This window comes from Nocardiopsis lambiniae (genome assembly GCF_031845465.1).
Classification (GTDB): Bacteria; Actinomycetota; Actinomycetes; order Streptosporangiales; family Streptosporangiaceae; genus Nocardiopsis; species Nocardiopsis lambiniae.
The window spans coordinates 82,930-106,066 of the sequence record NZ_JAVREP010000006.1 but is presented as its reverse complement, the minus strand read 5'-3'; the positions used below and the strand labels follow the sequence as shown (position 1 = coordinate 106,066).

The following is a 23,137-nucleotide window of genomic DNA, read 5'->3' as shown; positions in this document are numbered from 1 at the left end:
CCCGGGGGCCGGCGGAGGAGAGGTCTTCGGGGGAGGTGGCGCCGGCCGCCGGGGGCGGAGACGGACGGAGGTCCGGAAGAGTGCGGCTAGCGCAGTATGGCGACGGGCCCCCGGGCGCCGTGGAGCACCGAGTGACTGACCGATCCGAGCAGGAGGCCGCGGAACCCGCCCCGGCCGCGGGAGCCCACCACGATGAGGTCGGCCGGGGTGGCCTCCTCCAGCAGGGCCACCACCGGGTGGGCACGGACCACCCGGCTGTGGACCGTGACCTCCGGGTGGCGCAGGCGGGCGTCGGAGAGTTCCTCGGCCAGGGACTGGCGGGCGGCCTCGGCGGCGGTGTTGTCGTCGAACAGTTCGGGTGGGATCGGTCCGGTGGCGGCGGCGAAGGCCACCAGGGGCTGCCAGGCGCTCACCGCGACGAGTTCGGTATCGGCGAAGGCCGCCTGGGCGAACGCGAACTCGACGGCTCGGCGGCTGGGCTCGGAGCCGTCGATGCCGACGATGACCCGGCCCCGGACACCGTGCGCGGCGGCGTGCTCGTGCGGCAGCACCACCACGGGCACGGGAGAGCGGGCGGCAAGTTCGATGCCGACCGAGCCGACGAATGCGGCGACGATCCCGCGCAGCCCGCGCGAGCCCACCACCACGGCGGCCGACCCCTCCCCCGCGGCCTCGACCAGGAGGGCCTCGACGGGGCGGGCGTACGACAGGCGGGTCTCCACCCGCAGTTCGGGGAAGAGCCGGGAGATCCAGTCGGCGGCGTAGGCGAGCAGGCGCTCGGCGTCGCCGGTGTCGGTCTCGTCCGGAGGGGCCACGGGGTCGACCCGGGTGTGCGCTCCGAACACGCCGACCGAGGTCAGGGCCCCCGCGGCGGCCACGATCCGCACTCCCAGCCCGCGCAGCGCCGCCTGCTGTGCCGCCCATTCCAGCGCGTGGCGGCTGGAATCGGTACCGTCGACCCCCACGATCAGCCAACGTGTCGTGGTCGGATCGTCCATCGCGTGCGCTCCTTCATCGGTTGAACCGTCGTCCGCCTCCGTCACTGCATGATGCCGCGCGCAGGCGCATCCGCGCATAACGGTGCCGCCGCGAGTTGGCCGCCACGGGGTCGACCGGCGGGTGAGGGAGCGCCGGTCGGGGCATAAGGCCCCGGAACGGACCGGTGTGACCGGATGCGCTCACAGCCTCTCCGTCCGAGAGTCGATGATGGGGATCGCGGGTGGGAACGGAGGGTGCGATGTCTTACTCGGGACATTGGCACTGGGACTACAGGGACGGTCGCGTCGCGGCGGTGGCCGCCGCCATCGTGTACAGCATGTGGACCCTGGAGGTCGTGCTGCCCGGCGGGGGCGGCGGCGTGCAGGGCGCCCTGGCCGATCCGGACTCGGCGTTCGGCCGGTTCCTGGACAGCGCCCATCGCACGGGCTCGATCCTGGTGGTGCTCGCGGCCGGCCTGGGTCTGACCCTGGGAGCGCGAGAGGCGAACCGCCGACCGGCGGTGTCGTGGTGGGCGATGGCGGTGTTCGGCACCGCATCGTTCGTCGCCTCGCTGCTCCCGGGACGGTGCGTGGTCTCCACCGACGTCGCCTGCGCGTCGGAGTCCCTGGCCGAGGGCGTGGGCGGGGCCACCGCGACCCAGCCGGTCATCGCCACCGTGACGATCCTGGCCGCGCTGGTCGGCGTCGTCTCCCTGGCGGTGAACCGCCGTCGGGCGGGTGACTCCGCGTGGGTGTGGGTGGCGGTGCTCGCCGTCCTCCAGGCGCTGGCGGCCGTCGCCGTGCTCGCCCTGGCCGTCCGGGTCTCCGGCGGCGACGGGAGCCCGGGCGTCGCGCTCGGCTTCCTGGAGCGGGCGCACCTGGTCACGGTCGCCCTGTGGCTGCTGACCGCCGGTGTCCTGCCCGGCCCCTGGAAACGTGCCGGCACCGCTCACCGCACCTCCGTCAGCCGCTGACCTCCTCGTCGGCGAGGTCGGCGGGGAGCGGGCGGGCGTGGACCACGTGGAGGGTGCTGACCGCGCGGGTGAGGACGACGTAGAGGCGGTTGAGGCCGCGCTCCTCGGCCTCGGCGATGGCGGCGGGCTCGGCGACCACGACCGCGTCGAACTCCAGGCCCTTGGCCAGACCCGCCGGGACGGCGACCAGGCGGGCGGCGTCCAGGCCGGTCCCGTCGTCCAGCAGCGGCACCCGCAGGCCTTCGGCCTCCAGTTCCCCCAACAGCGCGGGCAGGTGGGCGTCGGCGGCGATGAGACCCACCGAGCCCTCGCCCGCCAGGGCGGTCCGGCAGGCCGCGGCCACCGCCGGGGCCAGACCGTCGGCGGCCGGGGTCACCCGTAGCGAGCCCGGGGCGCGGCGGACCGCGACGGGCGCGCCCAGGCCGGCGGCGATGCGCGGGAGGAGTCGGGCGGCGAAGTCGATGATCTGGGCGGGCACCCGGTAACCCCGGTCCAGGACGCTCAGGTGTCCGGTGGGTTTGCCCAGGTGTTCCAGGAGGGTGGACCAGGTGCGGGCGGCCGAGGGGCTGGTGCCCTGCGCGATGTCGCCCAGTACGGTGAGCGATCCCGATTCGCAGCGGCGGCCGACGGACCGGCACTGCATGGGGCTGAGGTCCTGCGCCTCGTCGACGACGATGTGCCCCAGCCCCGCCGGGCGGTCGATGAGCGCGGCGGCCTCGTCGATGAGGGCGAGGTCCTCCTCCGACCAGCGGGCCGACCTGGGTCCGCGCGGCCTCCCCGGCAGGAGGACGGCGGCACGCTCTTCGGCGGTGAGCAGCCCGTCGGCGGCGCGGGCCAGCCGTTCGGGGTCGGTGAGCAGGCCGAGCACCAGTGAGAGCGGGTCCGTCTTGGGCCACAGTGCGGTGACCATGGAGCGCACCGCGGGGTCGCGGCGGACCTGTTCGTGGGTGCGGTCGTCGCAGACCTCCCCCTCGGACTCCATGAGGGAGAGCACGGCGTGGGCGATGCGGTGGGACAGCAGGTCGCGCCCGGAGCCGTAGGCGACGCCGCGGCCGGCGAGTTCGTCCAGGAGGGGGCGCAGGTCCTCCGGATAGAGCCGCCACCGGCGCGAACCGCGACGGACCATGAGGGTCTCGGTGGGTTCGCGCAGGTGCGACCAGAGGTCGCGGCGGAGCACCTCGGCCATGCGGACGTCGCCCTTGACCCGGGCGGCGAAGGGTTCCTCGACCCGGCGCACCCATCCGGCGGCGGGACGCGAGCGTTCGGGCAGACCGGCGGCGAGCAGGTCGACGATGGTCGTCTGGGTGACGTCGACCTCGCCCAGCGCGGGCAGCACGTCGCGGATGTAGGACAGGAACGACCGGTTCGGCCCGATGATCGCCACTCCGGCGCGGGACAGGCGCTCGCGTTCGGTGTAGAGCAGGAACGCGATGCGGTGCAGGCCCACCGCGGTCTTGCCGGTGCCCGGCGCCCCCTGCACGCACAGGGTGGTGCCCAGGGGTGCGCGGACCAGGTCGTCCTGTTCGGGCTGGATGGTGGCGACGATGTCGCGCATGGGCCCGGTGCGGGGACGTTCGATCTCGGCGGCCAGCAGGTCGCCCGTCCGGTCGTCGGCTTCGGGCGCTCCCACGAGGTGTTCGTCCTCGAAGGCGGTGAGCACCACCTCGGGGTCGGCCCGGGGCCCGTTGTCGACGGTGGTGAACCCGTAGCGGCGACGGATCCGCACGCTCATCGGGTCGGTGGGCGAGGCCCGGTAGTAGGCGACGCACAGCGGCGCCCGCCAGTCCAGGACCAGGGGTCGACCGGCCGGGTCGTGGACGTGTCGGCGGCCGATGTGCACGCGGTCGGGATCCGACCCCGCGTCCTCGTCGACGAAGACGGTACCGGGGTCGAAGTCGAGACGGCCGAAGAACAGGGGCGCGCCGGGGACGTCGGCCAGGGCGGCCAGCCGGCGCTGTCGGCCGCGGGTGAGGGCGGCGTTGGCGACCTTGTCGGTGAAGACGTCACCGAGCATCAGATCGGTGTTCTCGACCTCTTCGCGCATCAGGCGCAGGGCCTCGCGGGCGGCGTCGAGCGCGGAGCGTTCGGCGGCCAGCTCGGGGTCGAGGGGCGTGGTGGTGGGATCGGTCGTGGTCATGACGGACCTCGGGAGGGCTCGGCGGGACGGGCGGGGCACGGCCTCGCGCGTGCGCGGGTCCCGCCCCGGTCGCCCTGGGGCCCGGTTCGTTCCGATCCTCGTGAAGCGCACGGCGTCCCCTGGGGGTGGGCCGTGGAAGGGACCCAGCCTAGGGCATGTCCGGTGTTCGCGCTCGTCGGCCGTCGCCGCGCTCGTCGGACGCCCGCGGCGCGGCCGGTCCTCCGCGCGACGCCCGACGCGTCGAACGTCTCAGGTCTTGCGCAGTCGGACCCGGCTGACCCGGTGGTCGTCGCCCTTGTAGAGGACGAGGGTGGCCCGCCCCCGGCTGGGTCGGATGTTCTCGACGAGGTTGATCTCGTTGATGGTGCGCCAGGTGTTGGCCGCGAACTCCAGGGCCTCCTCCTCGCGCAGGGTGGTGGCCATGTGGTGGAAGTAGGAGCGCGGGTCGGAGAAGGCGGTGCGCCGCAGTTCCCGGAACCGGTCCAGGTACCAGTTGCGGATGTTGTCGACCTTGGCGTCGACGTAGATCGAGAAGTCGAAGAAGTCGGAGACGGCCAGTCGGCCGGCGGTGGCGGGCTGAAGGACGTTGATGCCCTCGACGATGAGGATGTCGGGGCGGTGCACGGTCTGTCGCTCGCCGGGGACGACGTCGTAGGACAGGTGTGAGTAGACGGGGATGTCGATGCGATCCGCGCCGGCCTTCATCTCGGAGACGAAGCGGACCAGGGAGCGCCGGTCGTAGCTCTCGGGGAAACCCTTGCGGCGCATGAGGCCGCGTGCCTCCAGCACCGCGTTGGGGTGGAGGAAGTTGTCCGTGCTGACCAGTTCGACGTCGGGGTGGTTGGGCCACTGGGCGAGCAGGGAGCGCAGGAGCCGCGCGGTGGTGGACTTGCCGACCGCGACGCTGCCGGCGACGCCGATGATGAACGGCGAGGGGCGGTCGCTCTCCCCCAGGAAGCCGCGCACGGCGGCGTGCCGCTGCTGGGTGGCGGCGACGTAGAGGTTGAGCAGCCGGGACAGCGGCAGGTAGATGTCCCGCACGTCCTCCAGGGACGTGGGGTCGGTGGTACCTCGGAGCCGGGCGAGTTCGGCCTCGGTCAAGGACAGCGGTGTGGAGGCCCGCAAGGCCGCCCAGGCCCCTCGGTCCAGTTCCACGTACGGCGTCGAGAAGCCGTTCTTCGTCGCGTGAGACACGAATGACCACCCTAGACGAGCCCCTACCCCGCTCCGAGCGGCCGGCCCCGGGTAAGCCCGAACCGAGAACGGAACGTGGTCGAAAGCACACGTTCACGCAGAGGTCGGACAATATTTTTTTGGCCGGGTGCGGGCGGGTGGAATCGGTTCCACTCGGACCCCCGCCACGCCCCCCACCTGCGCGGTCTACCCGTGGTACACCAAATGGTCTATACCGTTACCTGCGAAAACAAGCATTGGTATCAAGCGGTGGTTGGTCGATTCGGCGTCCTTTTTCGCCTACGCTGGCGGCCATGTGCGGAATCGTTGGCTACGTCGGGCCTCAATCGGCGCTCCAGGTCGTCGTGGACGGACTCGCGAGGTTGGAGTACCGCGGATATGACTCCGCGGGTGTCGCGGTGCTGGGCGAGGGCGCCCTGCACACGCAGAAGCGGGCGGGCAAGCTCGCGAACCTGCGTCGAGCGCTGGAGGAGCATCCGATCTCCGGCGAGGGGGCCGGGATCGGACACACCCGCTGGGCCACCCACGGCGCCCCCAATGACGTCAACGCCCACCCCCACGTGGACAACGACGGCCGGGTGGCGATCGTTCACAACGGCATCATCGAGAACTTCGCCGCCCTGCGGTTGGAACTCGAAGAGGAGGGCCGCAAGTTCCTCTCCGAGACCGACACCGAGGTGGCGGCCCACCTGCTGAACGTCGAGCTGGTCAAGCGCGGCGACAAGGACCTGGCCGCCGCCATGCGCTCGGTGTGCAAGCGGCTGGAGGGCGCCTTCACGCTGGTGGCCGTCTCCGTGGACGACCCGGACCTCGTGGTGGCCGCCCGTCGCAACTCTCCGCTGGTCGTCGGCCGCGGCGAGGGGGAGAACTTCCTGGCCAGCGATGTGGCCGCGTTCATCGCGCACACGCGCGAGGCGGTCGAGCTGGGTCAGGACCAGGTCGTGGAGCTGCGCCCGGACTCGGTCCGGGTGACCGACTACGACGGCCACGAGGTCGAGGTCAACGAGTACCACGTCGACTGGGACGCCTCCGCCGCCGAGAAGGACGGCTTCGACTACTTCATGCTCAAGGAGATCGTCGAGCAGCCGCGCGCCATCGCCGACACCCTGCTGGGCCGGCTGTCGGTGGAGGGCGATCTGACCCTCGACGAGATGCGCCTGTCCCCGGCGGAGCTGCGCTCGGTCGAGAAGATCGTCATCATCGCCTGCGGCACCTCGTATCACGCGGGTCTGATCGCCAAGTACGCCATCGAGCACTGGTGCCGTATCCCGTGCGAGGTCGAGGTGGCCAGCGAGTTCCGCTACCGGGACCCGATCCTGGACCGGCAGACCCTGGTCATCGCCATCTCCCAGTCGGGCGAGAGCATGGACACCCTCATGGCGGTCCGCTACGCCCGCGAGCAGCGCGCCAAGGTGCTGGCGATCTGCAACGTCAACGGGTCCACCATCCCGCGCGAGTCCGACGGCGTGCTGTACACCCACGCCGGCCCGGAGGTCGGGGTGGCCGCCACCAAGACCTTCATCACCCAGTTGATCGCCTGCTACCTCATCGGCCTGTACCTGGCCCAGGTGCGCGGGTTGAAGTTCGGCGACGAGATCGACGCCGTCATCGCCCAGCTCGCCACCATGCCCGAGCAGGTGGAGAAGGTGCTGAACACGATCGAGCCGGTGCGCGAGCTGGCCCGGTCGCTGTCCGGCGCCGACACCGTCCTGTTCCTGGGCCGCCACGTCGGCTACCCGGTGGCGATGGAGGGCGCGCTCAAGCTCAAGGAACTGGCCTACATGCACGCCGAGGCGTTCGCGGCCGGCGAGCTCAAGCACGGGCCGATCGCGTTGATCGAGGAGGGTCTTCCGGTCGTCGTGGTGGTCCCCTCGCCGCAGGGGCGCAGCGTGCTGCACGACAAGATCGTGTCGAACATCCAGGAGGTGCGCGCCCGCGGTGCCCGCACCATCGTCATCGCCGAGGAGGGCGACGAGTCGGTGCGCCCGTACTCGGACGTCATCATCGAGATCCCCGCGGTGCCGACCCTGCTCCAGCCGATCGTGGCGACGGTGCCGATGCAGGTGTTCGCCTGTGAGCTGGCCCTGGCCAAGGGCAACGACGTGGACCAGCCGCGCAACCTGGCCAAGAGCGTGACCGTGGAGTAGTCGTCTCCCCGGGGAGCGGGGCGCGTCCGACGGGGTCGGGCGCGCCCCGCCGCGTTCGCCGGGTCGGGACGGCCGATCAGTGGGCGGCGGCGCGGCTACCGGCGTGGGCGGCGACGGCGGAGGCCAGGTCGGCGTGGGTCGGCAGCAGGGAGTGCAGGTCCAGCACGTCGAGGATGCGCGAGAGCTGGCGCGGCGGGCGGGCCAGGGCCAGGTGGTGGCGTTCCCGGGTGGTGACGCGCATCGCGTTGATGAGGGCGTTGACCCCGGAGGCGTCGATGAAGGCCACCTCGGACAGGTCGACGACCACGCAGCCCCGCACCGCGACGGCCGCGATGGCCTCGTACGCCTTCTCGGCGGTGGCGAGGTCGAGCTCACCGCCCAGTGCGACGACGGTGGCGCCGTCGCAGATGAACCTGTCCCGTCCCGTGTCCGGCACGTCCACGCCTCGTTCCCCGCGTCGGAAAACTTCCCCAGTCGGACGCGATCGGTCGAATACCGACATGCGTTGACAGCCTACTCGCCCGAACGGCCCCACAGGAGCCGTCGGCGACATGGGGGACGGCGGTGGTGTTCGAGGGCGGCGGAGCGCGGGCGGGGGTCCGGGGAGAGGCGGGTCAGTCGCGCCCGCCGCACACGGCCCACACGATCTTCCCGCCACCGCTCAGGGCGTTCCAGCCCCACTCGCGACTGAACGCGGCGACCAGGCTCAGGCCACGGCCGGATTCGGCGAAGTGGTGGGCGTCCACCTTGCGCGGGAGGCGGTCACTGGAGTCGGCGACCAGGCAGGCCACCTCACGGGGGTCGTCGGTGCGGCCGAGCCGGACCACCACGGGGGTCGCCTCGGGACCGCGGCCGGGGGAGAGCGCGTGTCGGCAGGCGTTGCCGACCAGTTCGGAGACGATGAGCCGCACGTCGTCGCCGACCTCCGTCACACCCCACTCCGCCAGGACCCGATCGGCGAAGCGGCGGGCCTCGCTCACGGAGTCCGGGACCGAGCCGAAGGAGCGGGTCACGGTGTCGGAGGCGCGCTCGGTACGGCCGATGGGCACACCGCCCAGCGGGTCCGTCCACCGCCCGCCCGGGACACGGGGGGCCTCCGCCAGGGAGGGACGGCTCCAGGATGTCCCGGAGCCCTGCTCCGACGACACCAGCTCTGCGTTCATCACGGTCCTCACGAGTGGTGATGCGGGTTCGCTCGGCCTTGCCTGCGAGGCATAGTGTGTCTTACATATGTAAGACACATATGCACGTGCAGATCAACGCCCGGCAAGCCTATAGGACGAACAACCCTTATCGGTAGATCCTCATCCAAGAATTCACACACGGGCATCCGGGTTAACAGGTGGCACAGAAGGCGCCGAAGCGCGCACCTCCGAACCCCTGTTCCCGGGAGAAGCCCCTCGGTATACTGAGCGGTCGCTTGCACCAAAGCCGTTACAGGGAGGCGATGTGGTCGCCGATCACGCAGAGAACTTCCAGGTCACACGGGATTTCCTGGCCAATTCCAGTGGTGGCCCGACCGTGCTGCGCATTCTTCTCGGAACGCAGCTCCGCAAGTTGCGCCAGGAGAAGGGCATTTCGCGGCACGACGCCGGATACGCCATCCGTGCCTCCCACGCCAAGATCAGTCGCATGGAACTGGGGCAGGTCAGCTTCAAGCACCGCGACGTCGAGGACCTGCTCAAGCTGTACGGGGTCGACGACGCCGGCGAGCGCGAGGCCCTGCTCGGTCTCATCACCAGCGCCAACGCGCAGGGCTGGTGGCACCAGTACAGCGACGTGCTGCCCCACTGGTTCGGTGTCTACGTGGGGCTGGAGGAGGCCGCCTCGGTCATCAGGACCTTCGAGGTCCAGTTCGTCCCCGGTCTGCTCCAGAGCGAGGGGTACGCCCGCTCCGTCATCCGCCTGTCCCGATCGGCGATCTCCGAGGAGGACATCGACAGTCGCGTGCAGATGCGCATGCACAGACAGCGCAGGTTCACCGAGGGCGGAGGCCCGCGTCTGTGGGCGGTCGTCGACGAGGCCGTGCTGCACCGGCCCTACGGCGACGCCGCCGTGATGCGCGGCCAGATCGAGCATCTCATCGAGATGTCCCGCCGGCCCAACATCACCGTCCAGATCGCCACGTTCACCATGGGCGGGCACCCGGCGGCCGGGGGACCGTTCAGTATTCTGCGCTTCCCCACACCGCAGCTGCCCGACGTGGTCTACCTCGAACAGCTGAGCAGCTCCCTGTACTTCGACAAGTACGAGGACACCAGTCTGTACGCCCAGACGATGGACCACCTGGCCACCCAGGCGCCGCCGCCCTCCGCCACCGAGGGGATCCTGCGCTCCGCCCTCGAACGCTACGACGGCTGACGGCCGCCACCCGCACCCCACCCGTCCCCCGGCCCCTCACCCAACGCCCGGTACCGCTCCGCGTCCGGGCGTTCGCCGTGTGCGCACACGGTCCGAGGATCGATGACCGGCTTCGGCCACGACTGGGAAACGATCGGACGGTGAGGAACCTCGCCGCCCGGGGCCCGCGTTAGCCGTGACATGCGCCTCCCTTCCCATCGCCCTTGCATACGTGATTACCGACGTAATCACGTATGCACGTGCATAAGCTACGCTTTGGGCGCGCACCGAGGACGGATAACCGCAAAAGGGGAGATCTCTCCCCCAACCTCCGCCCCCGGTGGCCCGGTGACCCGACACGACCGCCCCGACGTGTCGGCGGCACCGTACGTGGACACCCCCGCTCACACGTCCCCCGAAGTTCCAGGAGGTCGAGATGCACACCATCTACAACGGCGTTCCCGCCGACCGTCTGCCCAAGGTCGAGTGGACCAAGAGCAGTTGGAGCAACCCCGATGGGAACTGCGTCGAGGTGGCGACCCTCCCCGACGGGGGCTTCGCGGTGCGCAATTCGCGCGACCCCCGCGGGCCGGTGCTGGTCTACACGCACGCCGAGCTGGAGGCCTTCGTCCGCGGTGCCAAGACCGGTGACTTCGACGCCCTCCTGAGCTGACGCCACGGGCGCCCGGTCCCGCCCCACGGCGGGCGAGAGGGGCGAAGACCCCGAGACACGGACCTTCCCGGAAAGCCGTCCGCGCCGATGGCCACCGCGCCGGACCCCGGCAGCGCGGTGACCGCCTTCCGTCCACGGTGCGGACGCGCGAGGAGCCCGGCGCCCCTTCAAGGGGTGCCGGGCTCCTCGTTTCACCGTTCACGGACCGGAGACGGCGGGGAGCACGGATCGATGCCCTGCGCGGGCCTGGGACGCTTCCTCCGCCGAACCGGGTCCGCCGCTACAGGCGGGTGGGGTCGAGGTCCGCTCCGCCGCCCAGACCCACCGGGGCCTTCTCCCACGGGAAGTGGGTGGCGCCCAGCGCCGGCTTGAGGTCGAACAGCCAGGCGGCCTTCTCGTCGTACTCGGCGAAGAAGGGCCTGCCCACCAGCTCGGGGTCGCGCGCCTGGATGAAGTGGAGCGCGAACACCTTCTCGCCGGCGACCTCGGTGACGCCGTCCACGCACACCTTGCCCGGAGTCGCCGACATCGACGGACCGCGGACGGTGCGGGCCAGGCCGGAGACGTTCTTGTAGGCGTTGCGGAAGATCTCGTAGGCCTCCGCCAACGGCACCGCGAAGTAGTCCTGGGGACCGGTGTCGCGTTCGACGAACATGTAGTAGGGCACCATGCCGTGGCGCACGTGGGTGCGCCACATTCCCTCCCAGGTCGCCGGGTCGTCGTTGATCGTGCGGATCAACGGCGCCTGCGTGCGGATGATCGCCCCGGTGGAGCGGATGCGCCGCACGGCGTCCTGCACGATCTGCGGCCGCATCTCGTTCGGGTGGGAGAAGTGCGCCATGAACGCCAGGTTCTTGCCCGAGGCCACGACCTTCTCGAACAGCCGGAGCGTGTCATCGGCGTCGGGGTCGGTGACGAAGCGCTGCGGCCAGTAGGCCAGTGCCTTCGTACCGATGCGGATGGCCTCCAGGTGCTCGATCTCCAGCAACGGCTCGATGTACTTGGAGATCACCCCCTCGCTCATGATCATCGGGTCGCCGCCGGTGAAGAGCACGCTGGTGATCTCGGGGTGCGAGCGCACGTACTCGACCAACTGGTCGATCTCGCTGGAGGCGAACTTCAGGTCGGCGTCGCCGACGAACTGGGCCCAGCGGAAACAGTACGTGCAGTACGCGTGACAGGTCTGCCCCTGCTTGGGGAAGAAGAGCACGGTCTCCTTGTACTTGTGCTGGATCCCGGGGATCGGTTCCTCGTCGACCTTGGGGACGTTGAGGTCCATCTGCCCGGCAGGGTGCGGGTTGAGCCGGGCGCGGACGGCGTTGGCCGCCTCGTTGAGCTCCTTGCGGGGGGCTCCGGACCGGATGAGATCGGCGATCCGGGACACGTCGCTCTGGGGCAACATGTCGGCCTGTGGGAAGACCAGCCGGTAGATGGGGTCGTCGGGTGCGGCGTCCCAGTCGATCAGTTCGTCGAGGACGTAACCGTTGACCCGGAAGGGCAGGACGGTGGCCACCGCCTGCACGGCGAGCCGCTCATCGGCGGTGAGACCGGCTCGCGCTGTGAGCTCGTCGATGTGTTTCGTCGTGTAGGCACGAAACCGACGTCCGGTGGACGGGGACAGTGCCGCCTCTGGCGTAACGCTCACGCCTCTCCTCTCATGCATGTGGGTCAGGACCGCCCTGGGGGATCGTGGTCAGGGCAGGGCTGATCCGGGGGTCCGTTGTGCGGGCACCCCGGGGACCTCCGGAAACGGGAATTGCTCTTCGGTTGTCACACGTGCCCGGTGTGTCACACACGACCAGGCCAGCGAGCGGATATACCCCTACTTGGGTCTTTGTACCCGAATAGAGCAAAATGCAGCCCTGAGCTGCACATATAGCAAGCATCCTCGCATGAATGGACGAACAACCCGAATCACGGGACCCGCCCGATGACCCGGTACGGTGTTGCCAGACCACCCGCGCACCCGTCGGCGTGTGCCCGCAGCAGCGCGGGGACCTGCGCAGACGGTGCGTGCCCACCGACCACCCCACCGTGAAGGACGCCACGTGACCGGCACCTCCGACGCGGACGCGTCCGTCGCCCCGCGGCGCACCTCGCCACCGATCATCGCCGTCGACGCCATGGGCGGCGACAACGCGCCCGAGGACATCGTCGAAGGCGCCGTCATGGCCGTGCGCGAACTGGGTCTGCGTGTCGTGCTCGTCGGCCGGCGTACCCAGATCGCCGGCCTTCTCACCAGGCACGACGCCCTGCGCGACATCCCCGTCGTCCACGCGGAGGACAGCCTGGCCATGCACGAGGGAGCGCTGGCCAGCTGGCGCCGTCCCCGTTCCAGCGCCGCCGTCGCCTGTCGACTGATCCGGCGCGGAGACGCCGACGCCCTGGTCTCCGCCGGCTCCACCGGCGGCATCGTGGCCACCTCCACCGTACGGCTGCGCACCCAGCACGGGGTGCTGCGCCCGGCCCTGGCGGTCACCCTGCCCACCGGTGAGACACCGACGATCATGGTGGACTCCGGTGCCAACGCCGACGCCAAACCGGAGATGCTGGTGCAGTTCGCGCATCTGGGATGCGCCTACGCCCAGACCGCCTTCAAGGTGCAGCGCCCGCGTGTGGGCCTGCTCACCATCGGCTCCGAGCCGGGCAAGGGCAACAAGTTGGTCCGCAGGACCGCCGAACTCCTGGCGGCGGCGGCCGAGGACTCCACGGTCATGGACTACCGCGGCAACATCGAGGGCCACGACCTGCTCGCCCGCAAGGTGGACGTGATCGTCACCGACGGGCACACCGGGAACGTCGCGCTGAAGACGGTCGAGGGGACCGCCTCGTTCGCCATGGACGCCGTCCGCACCGCCCTGACCTCCTCCATGGCGGCCAAGGCCGGGGCACTGCTCCAGCGCAAGGCGCTGCGCGCGCTGCGGGAGAGCCTGGACAGCGAGACCTACGGCGGCGCCGCGCTGCTGGGCCTCAACGGCACCGTCGTCATCGCCCACGGCGACAGCCGGGCCCGCGGCATCGCCCACGCCTGCCGCCTCGCCCACGACCTGGCCGCCGGGGACATCGGCGAGCACGTCCGCCGCCGCCTGCACACCCGCCCGACCGGATGGCTGCACCGGCTCGCCCAGTCGGAGGGGCCCGCGGAAAACCGCTGAGCGCACTCCTCCGTGCTCGGTACGCTTGGGGCATGGCCGACCCGCAGGAAGTACTCTCGCGACGGGTCCAGTCCGCCCTCGGGGCCGCTTTCGGTCCCGAGTACGCCGACACCGACCCCGTCATCCGCCCGTCCCAGTTCGCCGACTACCAGGCGAACGCAGCGCTCGCGCTCGCCAAGCGACTGGGCCGAAAGCCGCGTGAGGTGTCCGCGGCGATCATGGAACACCTCGATGTCTCCGACGTCTGCTCGGCCGTCGAGGTGAGCGGGCCGGGCTTCGTCAACCTGACCCTGCGCGACGACTGGATCTCCGGACGGACCCGCGCTCTGCTGGACGACGAGCGGCTGGGCGTGCCGGCCCAGGACCGGCTCGTCATCCCGATCGACTACTCCGCGCCCAACGTGGCCAAGGAGATGCACGTCGGCCACCTGCGCACGACCGTGGTCGGCGACTCCCTGGCCCGTACCCTGGAGTTCCTCGGCCACGACGTCATCCGGCAGAACCACATCGGCGACTGGGGCACCCCCTTCGGCATGCTCATCGAGCACCTGCTGGAGGTCGGCGAGGACTCCCCCGAGGCGGGGCTGCTGACCACCGACCCCAACGCCTTCTACCAGGCGGCGCGCACGAAGTTCGACACCTCCGGCCCGGAGGAGGACGGCTTCGCGGCCCGCGCCCGGCGCCGGGTGGTCGCCCTCCAGGGCGGCGACGACGAGACGCTGCGCCTGTGGCGCGGACTGGTGGAACTGTCCAAGGTCTACTTCAACAAGGTGTACGCCGAGCTGGGCGTCACCCTCACCGACGACGACCTCGCCGGGGAGAGCACCTACAACGCCATGCTCGCCGAGGTGTGCGACGACCTGGAGGCCAAGGGCATCGCCGAGATCAGTGAGGGCGCCCTGTGCGTCTTCCTGGAGGGGTTCACCGGCCGCGAGGACAAGCCGGTGCCGCTGATCGTCCGCAAGAGCGACGGCGGTTACGGGTACCCCACCACCGACCTGGCGACCATCCGGCACCGGGTGGACGACCTCAAGGCCGACCGTGTCCTGTACGTGGTGGGCGCCCCGCAGGCGATGCACTTCAAGATGGTGTGGGCGACCGCGCGCAAGGCGGGCTGGCTGCCCGACTCCGTCGAGGTCACGCACGTGCAGATCGGCAACGTGCTGGGGTCCGACGGCAAGATCCTGCGCACCCGCAGCGGCGCCCCGGTGCGTCTCATGGCGCTGCTGGACGAGGCGATCGAGCGGGCGGCAGCGGTGGTCCGGGAGAACCGCCCCGACCTGCCCGCCGAGGAGCAGGCGGCCATCGCCCGCCAGGTGGGCATCGGCGCGGTCAAGTACGCGGACCTGTCGGTGGCGCACGACACCGAGTACACCTTCGACTTCGACCGCATGCTGGCTCTGACCGGCAACACCGGCCCCTACCTCCAGTACGCGCAGGCCCGGATCCGGTCGATCTTCCGCAAGGGCGGCCTGTCCCCGGAGCGGGCGCGGGCGGACATCGCCATCGGCCACGAGGCCGAGCGGGCGCTGGCGCTGAAGCTGCTGGAGTTCGGCGCCGTGGTGGCGCAGGTGGGCGACCTGCTCCAGCCGCACCGCCTGTCCACGTACCTGTTCGAGCTGGCCCAGTCGCTGACGGCGTTCTACGAGCACTGCCCGGTGCTGTCGGCGGCGACCGAGGCCGAGCGCGAGTCGCGGCTGACCCTGATCGCGCTGGCGCTGCGGGTACTGGTCCAGGGTCTGGACCTGCTGGGCGTGGAGGCCCCCGAGCACATGTAGGCGCGTCGCACGCGACGAGGGGCCGGAACGCGGATGCGCGTTCCGGCCCCTCGTCGTGCGTCGGGTGGGGTGATCGTGCGCCGGCCGGGACGGTCGCGGTCGGTGTGGCCATGGTCCCGGACCGGTCATCGTCCGAGAGAACTCTCACAGCGGACGAATTCCCTTGTACACCAGGATTCCTCCGCTTTTCGGGAGGAAGCGAGTCGGATCTCTCGCCCCTCACCGCGCCAGAACCCCGGGTAGGGCCGGAACGACGGACCTAGGGTGTTGAAACACCCCATTCAGACAAAAAGGAGAAATCGCCATGGAATCCACACCGGTCGGCCCCGCTCCGGGTTTATGGCACCTGGACCCCCTCCACTCCAGCCTCATCTTCGTCGCCCACTACCTGCGTTTCGGCCGGGTGCAGGGCACGTTCGGCCGGGCCAGGGGGCGGGTGCTGGTCGCCGAGGATCCCACCGCGTCCAAGGTCGAGGTGGTCATGGACGCCGCGAGTGTGAACACCGGTGTCGGCGCGCGCGACGCCCACCTGCGCTCGGCCGACTTCCTGGACGTGGAGAACCACCCCGAGCTGCGGTTCACCTCCAGCGGGGTGGAACCCGGCGGACGCGGGCACCACGCCTTCCGGCTGCACGGCGACCTGACCGTGCACGGCACGACCGCACCCGTCGCCCTGGACGCCCAGTGGGTGGGCGAGGCTCCCGACTACGCCTTCCCCGGCGACGTGTACGGCCAGTTCTTCTCCGCCTCCACCCGTATCCGCCTGTCCGACCACAAGGTCGGCGACGGCGGTGAGGTGCCCTGGGGCGGGCGGCTGGTCGGGGACGAGGTCGACATCGTGCTGGAGGTCCGTCTCCAGGACCGGGACCCCGCCCCCTTCCTCAAGCAGATCGGCCATGACTCCTGAGCAGGTCCTCGACCTCCGCGCGGGAGGCCATGGACGAACTCGCGCCGGGCCGCTGGACCGACAGCGCCGCCGCCGCCGCGGCGAAGCGCATCGCCTCGCGCGGATCGGCGCCCTCGGCCCGGGCCACCGCGAATGAGCCGCAGAACGTGTCGCCCGCGGCGGTGGTGTCCACCGCCTCGACCTTCAGCGCCGGGGCGTGCACGGGCTCGGCGTCCCGCGTCCCGTAGAGGGAGCCCTCCCCGCCCAGGGTGATGAGCACCTCGGGCACCCGTTCCAAGAGCGCCGTCATCGCCTCGCGCGGGTCGGTCCGGCCGGTGATCGCCGCCGCCTCGTGCTCGTTGGGGATGAGCACGTCCACCGACTCCAGGAGTTCGTCGGGCAGCTCCCGCGCCGGGGCGGGGGTCAGGTGGACCGGCACGCCCAGTGCGCGACCGGCGCGCGCGGCGGCCACGACCGCCTCCATCGGCAGCTCCAACTGGAGCAGGAGCGCGTCCGCGCCGCCGATCAGCTCCCGGTCCCCCGCCACGGTCCCGACGACCTCTCCGTTGGCACCGGGGACGACGATGATCGAGTTGCCGGCCCGCCCGTCCACGACGATGTGGGCGATCCCGGAGGGACCGGTGACGGTGCGCAGGCCGGTGGTGTCGATGCCGGCGGCCACCAGGTTCTCGCGAAGCTCGACGCCGAAGGCGTCATCGCCCACCGCGCCGAGGAACACCGTGTCGGCGCCCGCCCGGGCGGCGGCGACCGCCTGGTTGGCGCCCTTACCGCCGGGCACCTGCCGGAAGGCGGTGCCGGTGACGGTCTCGCCGGTGGCCGGCGCGACGTCCACGTAGGCGACCAGGTCCATGTTGACGCTGCCGAAGACGGCGACGCGGGGTGCGCTCACGCCTCCTCCTTCTTCTTGTCGCGGGGCAGCCCTTCCTCACCGTCGAATCCGACGATGACGGGGGCGTGGTCGGAGGCGCCCTTGCCCTTGCGCTCCTCACGGTCGACGCTCGCGCCGCTCACCCGGGCGCGCAGGGCCGGCGAGGCCAGCACGAAGTCGATGCGCATGCCCCTGCGCTTGGGGAAGGCCAGCCCCTTGTAATCCCAGTAGGTGTACACACCGGGGCCGGGGGCGTGGTCGCGGACGACCTCGTCGAACCCCGCCTTGACGAGGGCGCGGAAGGCCTCCCGCTCCGGCTCGGTGACGTGGGTGAGGCCGTCGAACGCGGCCATGTCCCACACGTCGTCGTTCTGCGGGGCGATGTTGAAGTCGCCGACGTAGGCGATCTGCGCGTCGGGGTCGGCGGCCAGGGCGGCCGTGCCGGCCTCGCGCAGCGCCTCCAGCCAGCGCAGCTTGTAGGCGTAGTGGGGGTGGTCGATCTCCCGGCCGTTGGGCACGTACAGGCTCCATACCTGGACGCCGCCGCAGGTGGCGCCGATGGCCCGGGCCTCGGCCTCCTCGGGGTCGCCGTAACCGGGCTGTCCGGGGAAACCGATCCGCACGTCCTCCAGGCCGACCCGCGAGGCGATCGCGACGCCGTTCCACTGGGAGAGCCCGTGGTGGGCGACCTCGTAGCCGCGGTCGGTGAAGACGGAGGCGGGGAACTGATCGTCCCTGGCCTTGGTCTCCTGGATGGCGAGGACGTCGACGTCGCTCCGGTCGAGCCAGGCGCCGATCCGTTCGACCCTGGCCCGGGCACTGTTCACATTCCAAGTCGCGATACGCACAGCGCAAGCCTAGGGCTTCGAGACGACACCGACCGTACAGGCGCGGGCCTCGACGGAGAGGCGGGGGCGAGGGCCGACGGAAGTGGGCCCCGGTGCGGCCGTCCTCCGCACCGGGGCCCGACGGGACTCCCAGCACATGCCCGGTCGTTTCCGTCGCGCACCGTAGGACGGCTGAGGGGGCCCCGAGGTTCGCATTTCGCCAAAGGTTTTCCACAACGCGCCACCCGGGGCGACCCGGGAGGATCGGCAGGTGGCGAGTCGGTCGGCCCGCACGGGGGTAGAGCTGTGATGCAGACCACATCAAGCTCCCCTTGGACGAGGTGAACGACCATGGCGACGGTCGACCCCGATGCCCGCGCCCACGACCCGGCCGATGACACCCCCGAGATCGACGAACGCCGCGCCAGAGCCGTGGCCGAGCAGGCCCGCGAGGCCACCTCCGACCTGCCCGGTTTCGCCAAGGAGCTCTACCTGGGCCGGCTTCGCCTGGACCTGATCCACCCCGTGCCCGGGCCCGACCGGGCCGAACGCGAACGCGGTGAGGCGTTCCTCGCCCGACTGCGCGACTTCTGCGAGGGCATCGACGCCCAGCGCGTCGAACGCGAGGATCGCATCCCCGACGAGGTCATCGCCGGACTGCGCGAGCTGGGCGCCCTCGGTATGAAGATCCCCGTCGAGTACGGCGGCCTGGGACTGAGCCAGATCCACTACAACCACGCCCTGACCCTCGTCGGCTCGGTCTCCCCCGCGATCGGCGCCCTGCTGTCCGCGCACCAGTCGATCGGCGTGCCCCAGCCCGTGTCGATGTTCGGGACCGAGGAGCAGAAACGGGAGTTCCTGCCGCGCTGCGCCCGGGAGGCCATCAGCGCGTTCCTGCTCACCGAACCCGACGTGGGCAGCGACCCCGCCCGGTTGCGGGCCACCGCCACGCCCACCGAGGACGGGGAGGCCTACCGGCTCGACGGCGTGAAGCTGTGGACCACCAACGGCGTCGTCGCCGACCTGCTCGTGGTCATGGCCCGGGTACCGGAGGGCCCCGGACACCGGGGCGGCATCACCGCGTTCGTGGTCGAGGGGGACGCCCCGGGCATCACCGTGGAGCGGCGCAACCGCTTCATGGGCCTGCGCGGGCTGGAGAACGGCCTCACCCGGCTGCACGGGGTCAGGGTGCCGGCCGCCCACCGGATCGGCGAGGAGGGACAGGGACTGCGCATCGCCCTGTCCACGCTCAACACCGGGAGGCTGTCGCTGCCCGCCCTGTGCGTGGGCGCCGGCAAGTGGGCCACGAAGATCGCCCGTGAGTGGTCGCGCGAGCGGGTCCAGTGGGGGCGGCCGGTCGGCCGGCACGAGGAGGTCGCCAAGAAGATCGCCTACATCGCCGCCACCACCTACGCCATGGAGGCCATGCTCGACCTGGCGAGCCGGATGGCCGACGAGAAGCGCAGGGACATCCGCATCGAGGCGGCCATCGCCAAGCTGTGGGCGTCCGAGCACGCCTATCGGATCGCCGACGAACTCGTGCAGATCCGCGGCGGGCGCGGGTTCGAGACCGCCGCGTCGCTGGCGGCGCGCGGCGAACGCGGGATCCCCGCCGAACAGTTGCTCCGCGACCTGCGGATCAACAGGATCTTCGAGGGATCGACCGAGATCATGCACCTGCTCATCGCCCGGGAGGCGGTGGACGCCCACCTGACGGTGGCCGGGGACATCATCGATCCGGACGCGGACCGGGCGACCAAGGCCCGGGCGCTCACCAAGGCGACCGGTTTCTACGCCTCCTGGCTGCCGACGCTGGCGGTGGGCCGGGGGCAGTTGCCGTCGGCGTACGTCGAGTTCGGTCCGCTGTCCGGACACCTGCGGTACGTGGAGCGCACCGCCCGCAAACTGGCCCGGTCCACCTTCTACGGGATGTCGCGCTGGCAGGGCCGGTTGGAGGTGAAACAGGGGTTCCTGGGCCGCGTGGTGGACATCGGCGCGGAGCTGTTCGCGATGAGCGCGGTGATCGTGCGCGCCCGCCACGACGTGGACACCCACCCCGAGCGGGGGGCCGGGCCGTTCGAGATGGCCGACGTGTTCTGCCGCCAGTCGCGGCTGCGGGTGGAGACCCTGTTCGAGGGCCTGTGGTCCAACACCGACGACGTGGACGGAAAGCTGGCCCGCCGGGTGATGGACGACGCCTACCCGTGGCTGGAGGAGGGGGTGCTCGACCCCTCTCTGCCGGGGCCGCTGATCGCCCCGGCCGATCCGGGCCCCTCCACGGAGGAGAACCTGCACCGACGGATGGGCTGAGCCGCGCAATGTCGGCGGCGGGGGCTAACGTGACGGCATGCCCGAACCGCACCCCCGCCGCGACGCGGAACTGTCCCTCGCCCAGGCCCGCCGGATCGCGATCGCCGCCCAGGGGCTGGCGGACCCCCGGCCCTCCGGGACGCCGAACCTGGCCCATGTGGGCCGGGTGATCAGGAGGGTCGGGATCCTCCAGATCGACAGTGTGAACGTGCTGGCCCGCAGCCAGTACCTGCCGGTGTTCGCGCGGATGGGCGCCTACGACCCGGGGCTGCTGGACCGCGCGACCACCACCGCCGTCGGGTCGAGTCCGGCGCGCCTGGTCGAGTGCTGGGCGCACGAGGCGAGCCTGGTGCCCCCGGCCACCCGGCAGCTCATGCGGTACCGCATGGAACGCAACCGGACGACCGAGAAGGTCGGCTGGATGAACGGCGTCCGCGAGGAGCGGCCGCAACTGCTCAAGGCGGCGCACGAGGAGGTCGCCCGGATCGGCCCGGCCACCGCCCGCGAGGTGGAGTCCGCCCTGGCCCACGACGTGCCGCGCGCCAAGGACCACTGGGGGTGGAACTGGTCGGAGGTGAAGAGGTGCCTGGAGTACCTGTTCTGGATCGGTGACCTCACCTCCAACGGGCGCAACTCCCGGTTCGAGCGTCGCTACGACCTGCCCGAGAGGGCGCTGCCGGCCGAGGTGCACGCCACTCCCCCTCCGGCCGAGAAGGACGCCCACCGGGAGCTGGTGGCCATCGCCGCGCGGGCGCACGGGATCGCCACGGAGCCGTGTCTGCGCGACTACTTCCGACTCAAGGGGGTCGAGTCCCGCAGGGCCGTCGCGGACCTGGTGGAGGCCGGCGAGCTCGTGCCCGTCCGGGTCCGGGGCTGGGAGCGCACCGCCTACCTGCACAAGGACGCCCGCGTACCGCGCTCGGTGAACGCGCGGGCGCTGCTGAGCCCGTTCGACTCACTGGTGTGGACCCGGGATCGGGCCGAGGAGCTGTTCGACTTCCGCTACCGCATCGAGATCTACACCCCGGCGGCCAAGCGGGTGCACGGCTACTACGTGCTGCCGTTCCTGCTCGGCGAGGAGCTGGTGGCCCGGGTCGACCTCAAGGCCGACCGCGCCTCGGGCACCCTGCTCGCCCAGCGGATCACCCTGGAGGACGGCGCCCCGGAGGACGCCCTGCCGCGGTTGGTGGAGCACCTCACCGAGATGGCCGCCTGGCTCGGCCTTCACAACGGCCCCGGCGGGCCCGCCCTGGCCCGCTGATTCGGCGAGATGAGTTCGACGGTCGGGAAGTAGGTGCGCGATCCGCGCGCGTCCCGGGTCGGCAGTCGGAGACCGGAGACCGCGGCGTGCGCCCCGATGGAGAAGTCGGGCAGCGGTGTACCGCTTCCGGCGGCCGGGCGAGCCCGCTCGAAGAAGATCCGGTCCGGACGCCGTCGGGGCGCTCCGGAGGCGTCCAGGAGACCCGCGCGGGCGAGCGCGGTCCCGCGTTGTTCCGCTTCGTCGTTCGCTCCGTGCGCCACCGGGACCATGGTTCCGGAGCGGGTGGGCGTCCGGGGGCGAACGCGGAGATCGTGCGTTCGCCGGACGCGGGCGGGCCGCGCGGCCTCGGAGGAGGCGGCGCGGCCCGGGGTGCGAGGCGCGGGGTCAGACGCGTTCGATGATGGTGACGTTGGCCTGGCCGCCGCCCTCGCACATGGTCTGGAGACCGTAGCGGCCACCGGTGCGGTGCAGCTCGTTGACCAGCTTGGTCAGGAGGACGGTGCCGGTGGCGCCCAGCGGGTGGCCCAGGGCGATCGCGCCGCCGTTGGGGTTGACCTTGGCCGGGTCGGCGCCCAGCTCCTCGATCCACGACAGCGGGACCGGGGCGAAGGCCTCGTTGATCTCGGTGACGTCGATGTCGTCGATGCCCAGACCGGCCTTCTCCAGCGCGATCCTCGTGGCCGGGATCGGGGCGGTGAGCATGTAGACCGGATCGTCGCCGACCAGGGAGAGCTGGACGACACGGGCCAGCGGGGTGAGCCCGTGCCGCTCGACGGCGCTCTCGGAGGCGATGAGCACGGCGCCGGCGCCCACGGAGATCTGGCTGGCCACGGCCGCGGTGAGCTCCCAGCCGTCGCGCAGCGCCTTGAGGCCCGCCATCTTCTCCAGGGTGGTGTCGGCGCGCACGCCCTCGTCCTGGGAGACCCCGGCGAGCGGGGCGATCTGGGAGTCGAAGTACCCCTCGGCGATGGCCGCGGCGGCGCGCCGGTGGCTCTCCAGGGCGTACTCCTCCAACTGCTCGCGCTTGAAGCCCCACTTCTCGCACATGAGCTGGGCGCCGCGGAACTGGGAGATCTCCTGGAGGCCGTAGCGCTCGACCCAGCCGTCGCCGTACAGGTCCAGGCCGTTGTCGATGGCGTACTGGACGTTGGAGCCCATGGGGACCATGCCCATGTTCTCCACGCCCGAGGCCACGACCAGGTCCTGGGTGCCGGACATGACGCCCTGGGCGGCGAAGTGCACGGCCTGCTGGGACGAGCCGCACTGACGGTCGATGGTGACGCCGGGGACGCTCTCGGGCAGCCCGGCGGACAGCCAGGCGGTGCGGGCGAGGTCCAGGGCCTGGGGGCCGACCTGGCTGACACAGCCCATGATGACGTCCTCGACCGCGGACGGGTCGACGCCCGTGCGCTCGACGAGTTCCTTGAGCACGTGCGCGCCGAGGTCGGCCGGGTGCACGGCGGCGAGCGCGCCCTTCTTGGTACCGACGGGGGTGCGGACGGCACCGACGATGTATGCCTCGGCCACGGGGTCCTCCAAGGGCCTGGGTGACGTTTCCTATGAACCGAACTGTATTCGGTTTCATGGAT

The 23,137-nt window shown here is 71.3% G+C and carries 20 protein-coding genes; 10 read left to right on the top strand and 10 right to left on the bottom strand.

Translation table 11 applies throughout. The features are described 5' to 3' along the window. Window positions 1-86: 86 nt before the first annotated feature. On the bottom strand, window positions 87-998 hold the full coding sequence (locus RM479_RS11215; RefSeq protein WP_311511651.1) for a universal stress protein: 912 nt from the start codon (window positions 996-998) through the stop codon (window positions 87-89). A 239-nt stretch (window positions 999-1,237) separates the two neighbouring features. On the opposite strand from RM479_RS11215, the gene RM479_RS11210 reads away from it, so the two are divergent. Beyond that, a complete protein-coding gene (locus RM479_RS11210; protein ID WP_311511650.1) occupies window positions 1,238-1,951 on the top strand; it encodes a DUF998 domain-containing protein in 714 nt (237 codons plus the stop codon). Here RM479_RS11210 and RM479_RS11205 read toward each other — a convergent pair. Next, entirely contained in the window at window positions 1,941-4,088 is a 2,148-nt protein-coding gene (locus RM479_RS11205; protein ID WP_311511649.1) for a HelD family protein, read from the bottom strand. The two genes, RM479_RS11210 and RM479_RS11205, sit on opposite strands and share 11 nt — an antisense overlap. A 249-nt stretch (window positions 4,089-4,337) precedes the next feature. Further along, the gene (gene coaA, locus RM479_RS11200) at window positions 4,338-5,243 is read right to left on the bottom strand and encodes a type I pantothenate kinase (RefSeq protein ID WP_311511829.1); all 906 of its coding nucleotides are present in this window, start codon (window positions 5,241-5,243) and stop codon (window positions 4,338-4,340) included. Window positions 5,244-5,575: 332 nt separating this feature from the next. Between coaA and glmS the strand changes: the two genes are divergently transcribed. Continuing rightward, on the top strand, window positions 5,576-7,429 hold the full coding sequence (glmS, locus tag RM479_RS11195) for a glutamine--fructose-6-phosphate transaminase (isomerizing) (protein WP_311511648.1): 1,854 nt from the start codon (window positions 5,576-5,578) through the stop codon (window positions 7,427-7,429). 76 nt (window positions 7,430-7,505) lie between these two features. Here the strand turns inward: glmS and RM479_RS11190 are convergent, their stop codons facing one another. Continuing rightward, window positions 7,506-7,871, bottom strand: a complete 366-nt coding sequence (locus tag RM479_RS11190) for an STAS domain-containing protein (protein ID WP_311511647.1) — start codon at window positions 7,869-7,871, stop codon at window positions 7,506-7,508. 172 nt (window positions 7,872-8,043) lie between these two features. Further along, window positions 8,044-8,592: an ATP-binding protein gene (locus RM479_RS11185; protein ID WP_311511646.1), complete on the bottom strand. Its 549-nt coding sequence runs from the start codon at window positions 8,590-8,592 to the stop codon at window positions 8,044-8,046. 286 nt (window positions 8,593-8,878) lie between these two features. Between RM479_RS11185 and RM479_RS11180 the strand changes: the two genes are divergently transcribed. Then, window positions 8,879-9,790 (top strand): helix-turn-helix domain-containing protein, encoded by a 912-nt coding sequence (locus RM479_RS11180; RefSeq protein WP_311511645.1) that lies wholly within the window; start codon window positions 8,879-8,881, stop codon window positions 9,788-9,790. Between the two features lie 415 nt (window positions 9,791-10,205). Further along, window positions 10,206-10,442 carry a DUF397 domain-containing protein gene (locus RM479_RS11175; protein ID WP_311511644.1) on the top strand — a complete coding sequence of 79 codons (237 nt, stop codon included), beginning with the start codon at window positions 10,206-10,208 and terminating at the stop codon, window positions 10,440-10,442. A gap of 280 nt (window positions 10,443-10,722) precedes the next feature. Here RM479_RS11175 and RM479_RS11170 read toward each other — a convergent pair whose 3' ends face one another. After that, entirely contained in the window at window positions 10,723-11,964 is a 1,242-nt protein-coding gene (locus tag RM479_RS11170) for a KamA family radical SAM protein (RefSeq protein WP_311511828.1), read from the bottom strand. A gap of 374 nt (window positions 11,965-12,338) precedes the next feature. Between RM479_RS11170 and RM479_RS11165 the strand changes: the two genes are divergently transcribed. The 4 genes from RM479_RS11165 to RM479_RS11150 all read left to right on the top strand — a co-directional run bounded on the left by RM479_RS11165 (window position 12,339) and on the right by RM479_RS11150 (window position 16,282). Beyond that, entirely contained in the window at window positions 12,339-12,494 is a 156-nt protein-coding gene (locus tag RM479_RS11165) for a hypothetical protein (RefSeq protein WP_274808306.1), read from the top strand. After that, entirely contained in the window at window positions 12,491-13,597 is a 1,107-nt protein-coding gene (plsX, locus tag RM479_RS11160; protein WP_311511643.1) for a phosphate acyltransferase PlsX, read from the top strand. The genes RM479_RS11165 and plsX overlap by 4 nt, the downstream gene beginning before the upstream one ends. A 32-nt stretch (window positions 13,598-13,629) precedes the next feature. Continuing rightward, the gene (argS, locus tag RM479_RS11155) at window positions 13,630-15,375 is read left to right on the top strand and encodes an arginine--tRNA ligase (RefSeq protein WP_311511642.1); all 1,746 of its coding nucleotides are present in this window, start codon (window positions 13,630-13,632) and stop codon (window positions 15,373-15,375) included. 304 nt (window positions 15,376-15,679) lie between these two features. Then, the gene (locus tag RM479_RS11150) at window positions 15,680-16,282 is read left to right on the top strand and encodes a YceI family protein (RefSeq protein ID WP_311511641.1); all 603 of its coding nucleotides are present in this window, start codon (window positions 15,680-15,682) and stop codon (window positions 16,280-16,282) included. Here the strand turns inward: RM479_RS11150 and rbsK are convergent. Together rbsK and RM479_RS11140 are read right to left on the bottom strand one after the other, a co-directional pair. Continuing rightward, window positions 16,257-17,171 carry a ribokinase gene (gene rbsK, locus RM479_RS11145; RefSeq protein WP_311511640.1) on the bottom strand — a complete coding sequence of 305 codons (915 nt, stop codon included), beginning with the start codon at window positions 17,169-17,171 and terminating at the stop codon, window positions 16,257-16,259. The genes RM479_RS11150 and rbsK overlap by 26 nt on opposite strands. Next, window positions 17,168-17,998 (bottom strand): exodeoxyribonuclease III, encoded by an 831-nt coding sequence (locus RM479_RS11140; protein ID WP_311511639.1) that lies wholly within the window; start codon window positions 17,996-17,998, stop codon window positions 17,168-17,170. Before RM479_RS11140 ends, rbsK begins: the two co-directional genes overlap by 4 nt. Window positions 17,999-18,328: 330 nt before the next feature. Here RM479_RS11140 and RM479_RS11135 point away from each other — a divergent pair, with 330 nt between their 5' ends. Further along, complete coding sequence (locus RM479_RS11135; RefSeq protein WP_311511638.1) at window positions 18,329-20,287, top strand: acyl-CoA dehydrogenase family protein; 1,959 nt, start codon at window positions 18,329-18,331, stop codon at window positions 20,285-20,287. A 37-nt stretch (window positions 20,288-20,324) separates the two neighbouring features. Beyond that, a complete protein-coding gene (locus tag RM479_RS11130) occupies window positions 20,325-21,548 on the top strand; it encodes a winged helix-turn-helix domain-containing protein (RefSeq protein ID WP_311511637.1) in 1,224 nt (407 codons plus the stop codon). On the opposite strand, the gene RM479_RS11125 is transcribed toward RM479_RS11130, so the two are convergent. Both RM479_RS11125 and RM479_RS11120 read right to left on the bottom strand, forming a co-directional pair. Continuing rightward, window positions 21,512-21,808 (bottom strand): hypothetical protein, encoded by a 297-nt coding sequence (locus RM479_RS11125; RefSeq protein ID WP_311511636.1) that lies wholly within the window; start codon window positions 21,806-21,808, stop codon window positions 21,512-21,514. The genes RM479_RS11130 and RM479_RS11125 overlap by 37 nt on opposite strands. Window positions 21,809-21,932: 124 nt before the next feature. Further along, complete coding sequence (locus RM479_RS11120; RefSeq protein ID WP_311511635.1) at window positions 21,933-23,075, bottom strand: acetyl-CoA C-acetyltransferase; 1,143 nt, start codon at window positions 23,073-23,075, stop codon at window positions 21,933-21,935. Window positions 23,076-23,137 lie beyond the last annotated feature (62 nt).

Coding starts and splice junctions, on each gene's coding strand:
- RM479_RS11150 (WP_311511641.1), top strand. CDS start 15,680: ATGGAATCCACACCGGTCGGCCCCGCTCCGGGTTTATGGCACCTGGAC.
- RM479_RS11205 (WP_311511649.1), bottom strand. CDS start 4,088: ATGACCACGACCGATCCCACCACCACGCCCCTCGACCCCGAGCTGGCC.
- RM479_RS11135 (WP_311511638.1), top strand. CDS start 18,329: ATGGCGACGGTCGACCCCGATGCCCGCGCCCACGACCCGGCCGATGAC.
- RM479_RS11175 (WP_311511644.1), top strand. CDS start 10,206: ATGCACACCATCTACAACGGCGTTCCCGCCGACCGTCTGCCCAAGGTC.
- RM479_RS11210 (WP_311511650.1), top strand. CDS start 1,238: ATGTCTTACTCGGGACATTGGCACTGGGACTACAGGGACGGTCGCGTC.
- glmS (WP_311511648.1), top strand. CDS start 5,576: ATGTGCGGAATCGTTGGCTACGTCGGGCCTCAATCGGCGCTCCAGGTC.
- RM479_RS11215 (WP_311511651.1), bottom strand. CDS start 998: ATGGACGATCCGACCACGACACGTTGGCTGATCGTGGGGGTCGACGGT.
- RM479_RS11130 (WP_311511637.1), top strand. CDS start 20,325: ATGCCCGAACCGCACCCCCGCCGCGACGCGGAACTGTCCCTCGCCCAG.
- argS (WP_311511642.1), top strand. CDS start 13,630: ATGGCCGACCCGCAGGAAGTACTCTCGCGACGGGTCCAGTCCGCCCTC.
- RM479_RS11165 (WP_274808306.1), top strand. CDS start 12,339: ATGGACGAACAACCCGAATCACGGGACCCGCCCGATGACCCGGTACGG.
- RM479_RS11185 (WP_311511646.1), bottom strand. CDS start 8,592: ATGAACGCAGAGCTGGTGTCGTCGGAGCAGGGCTCCGGGACATCCTGG.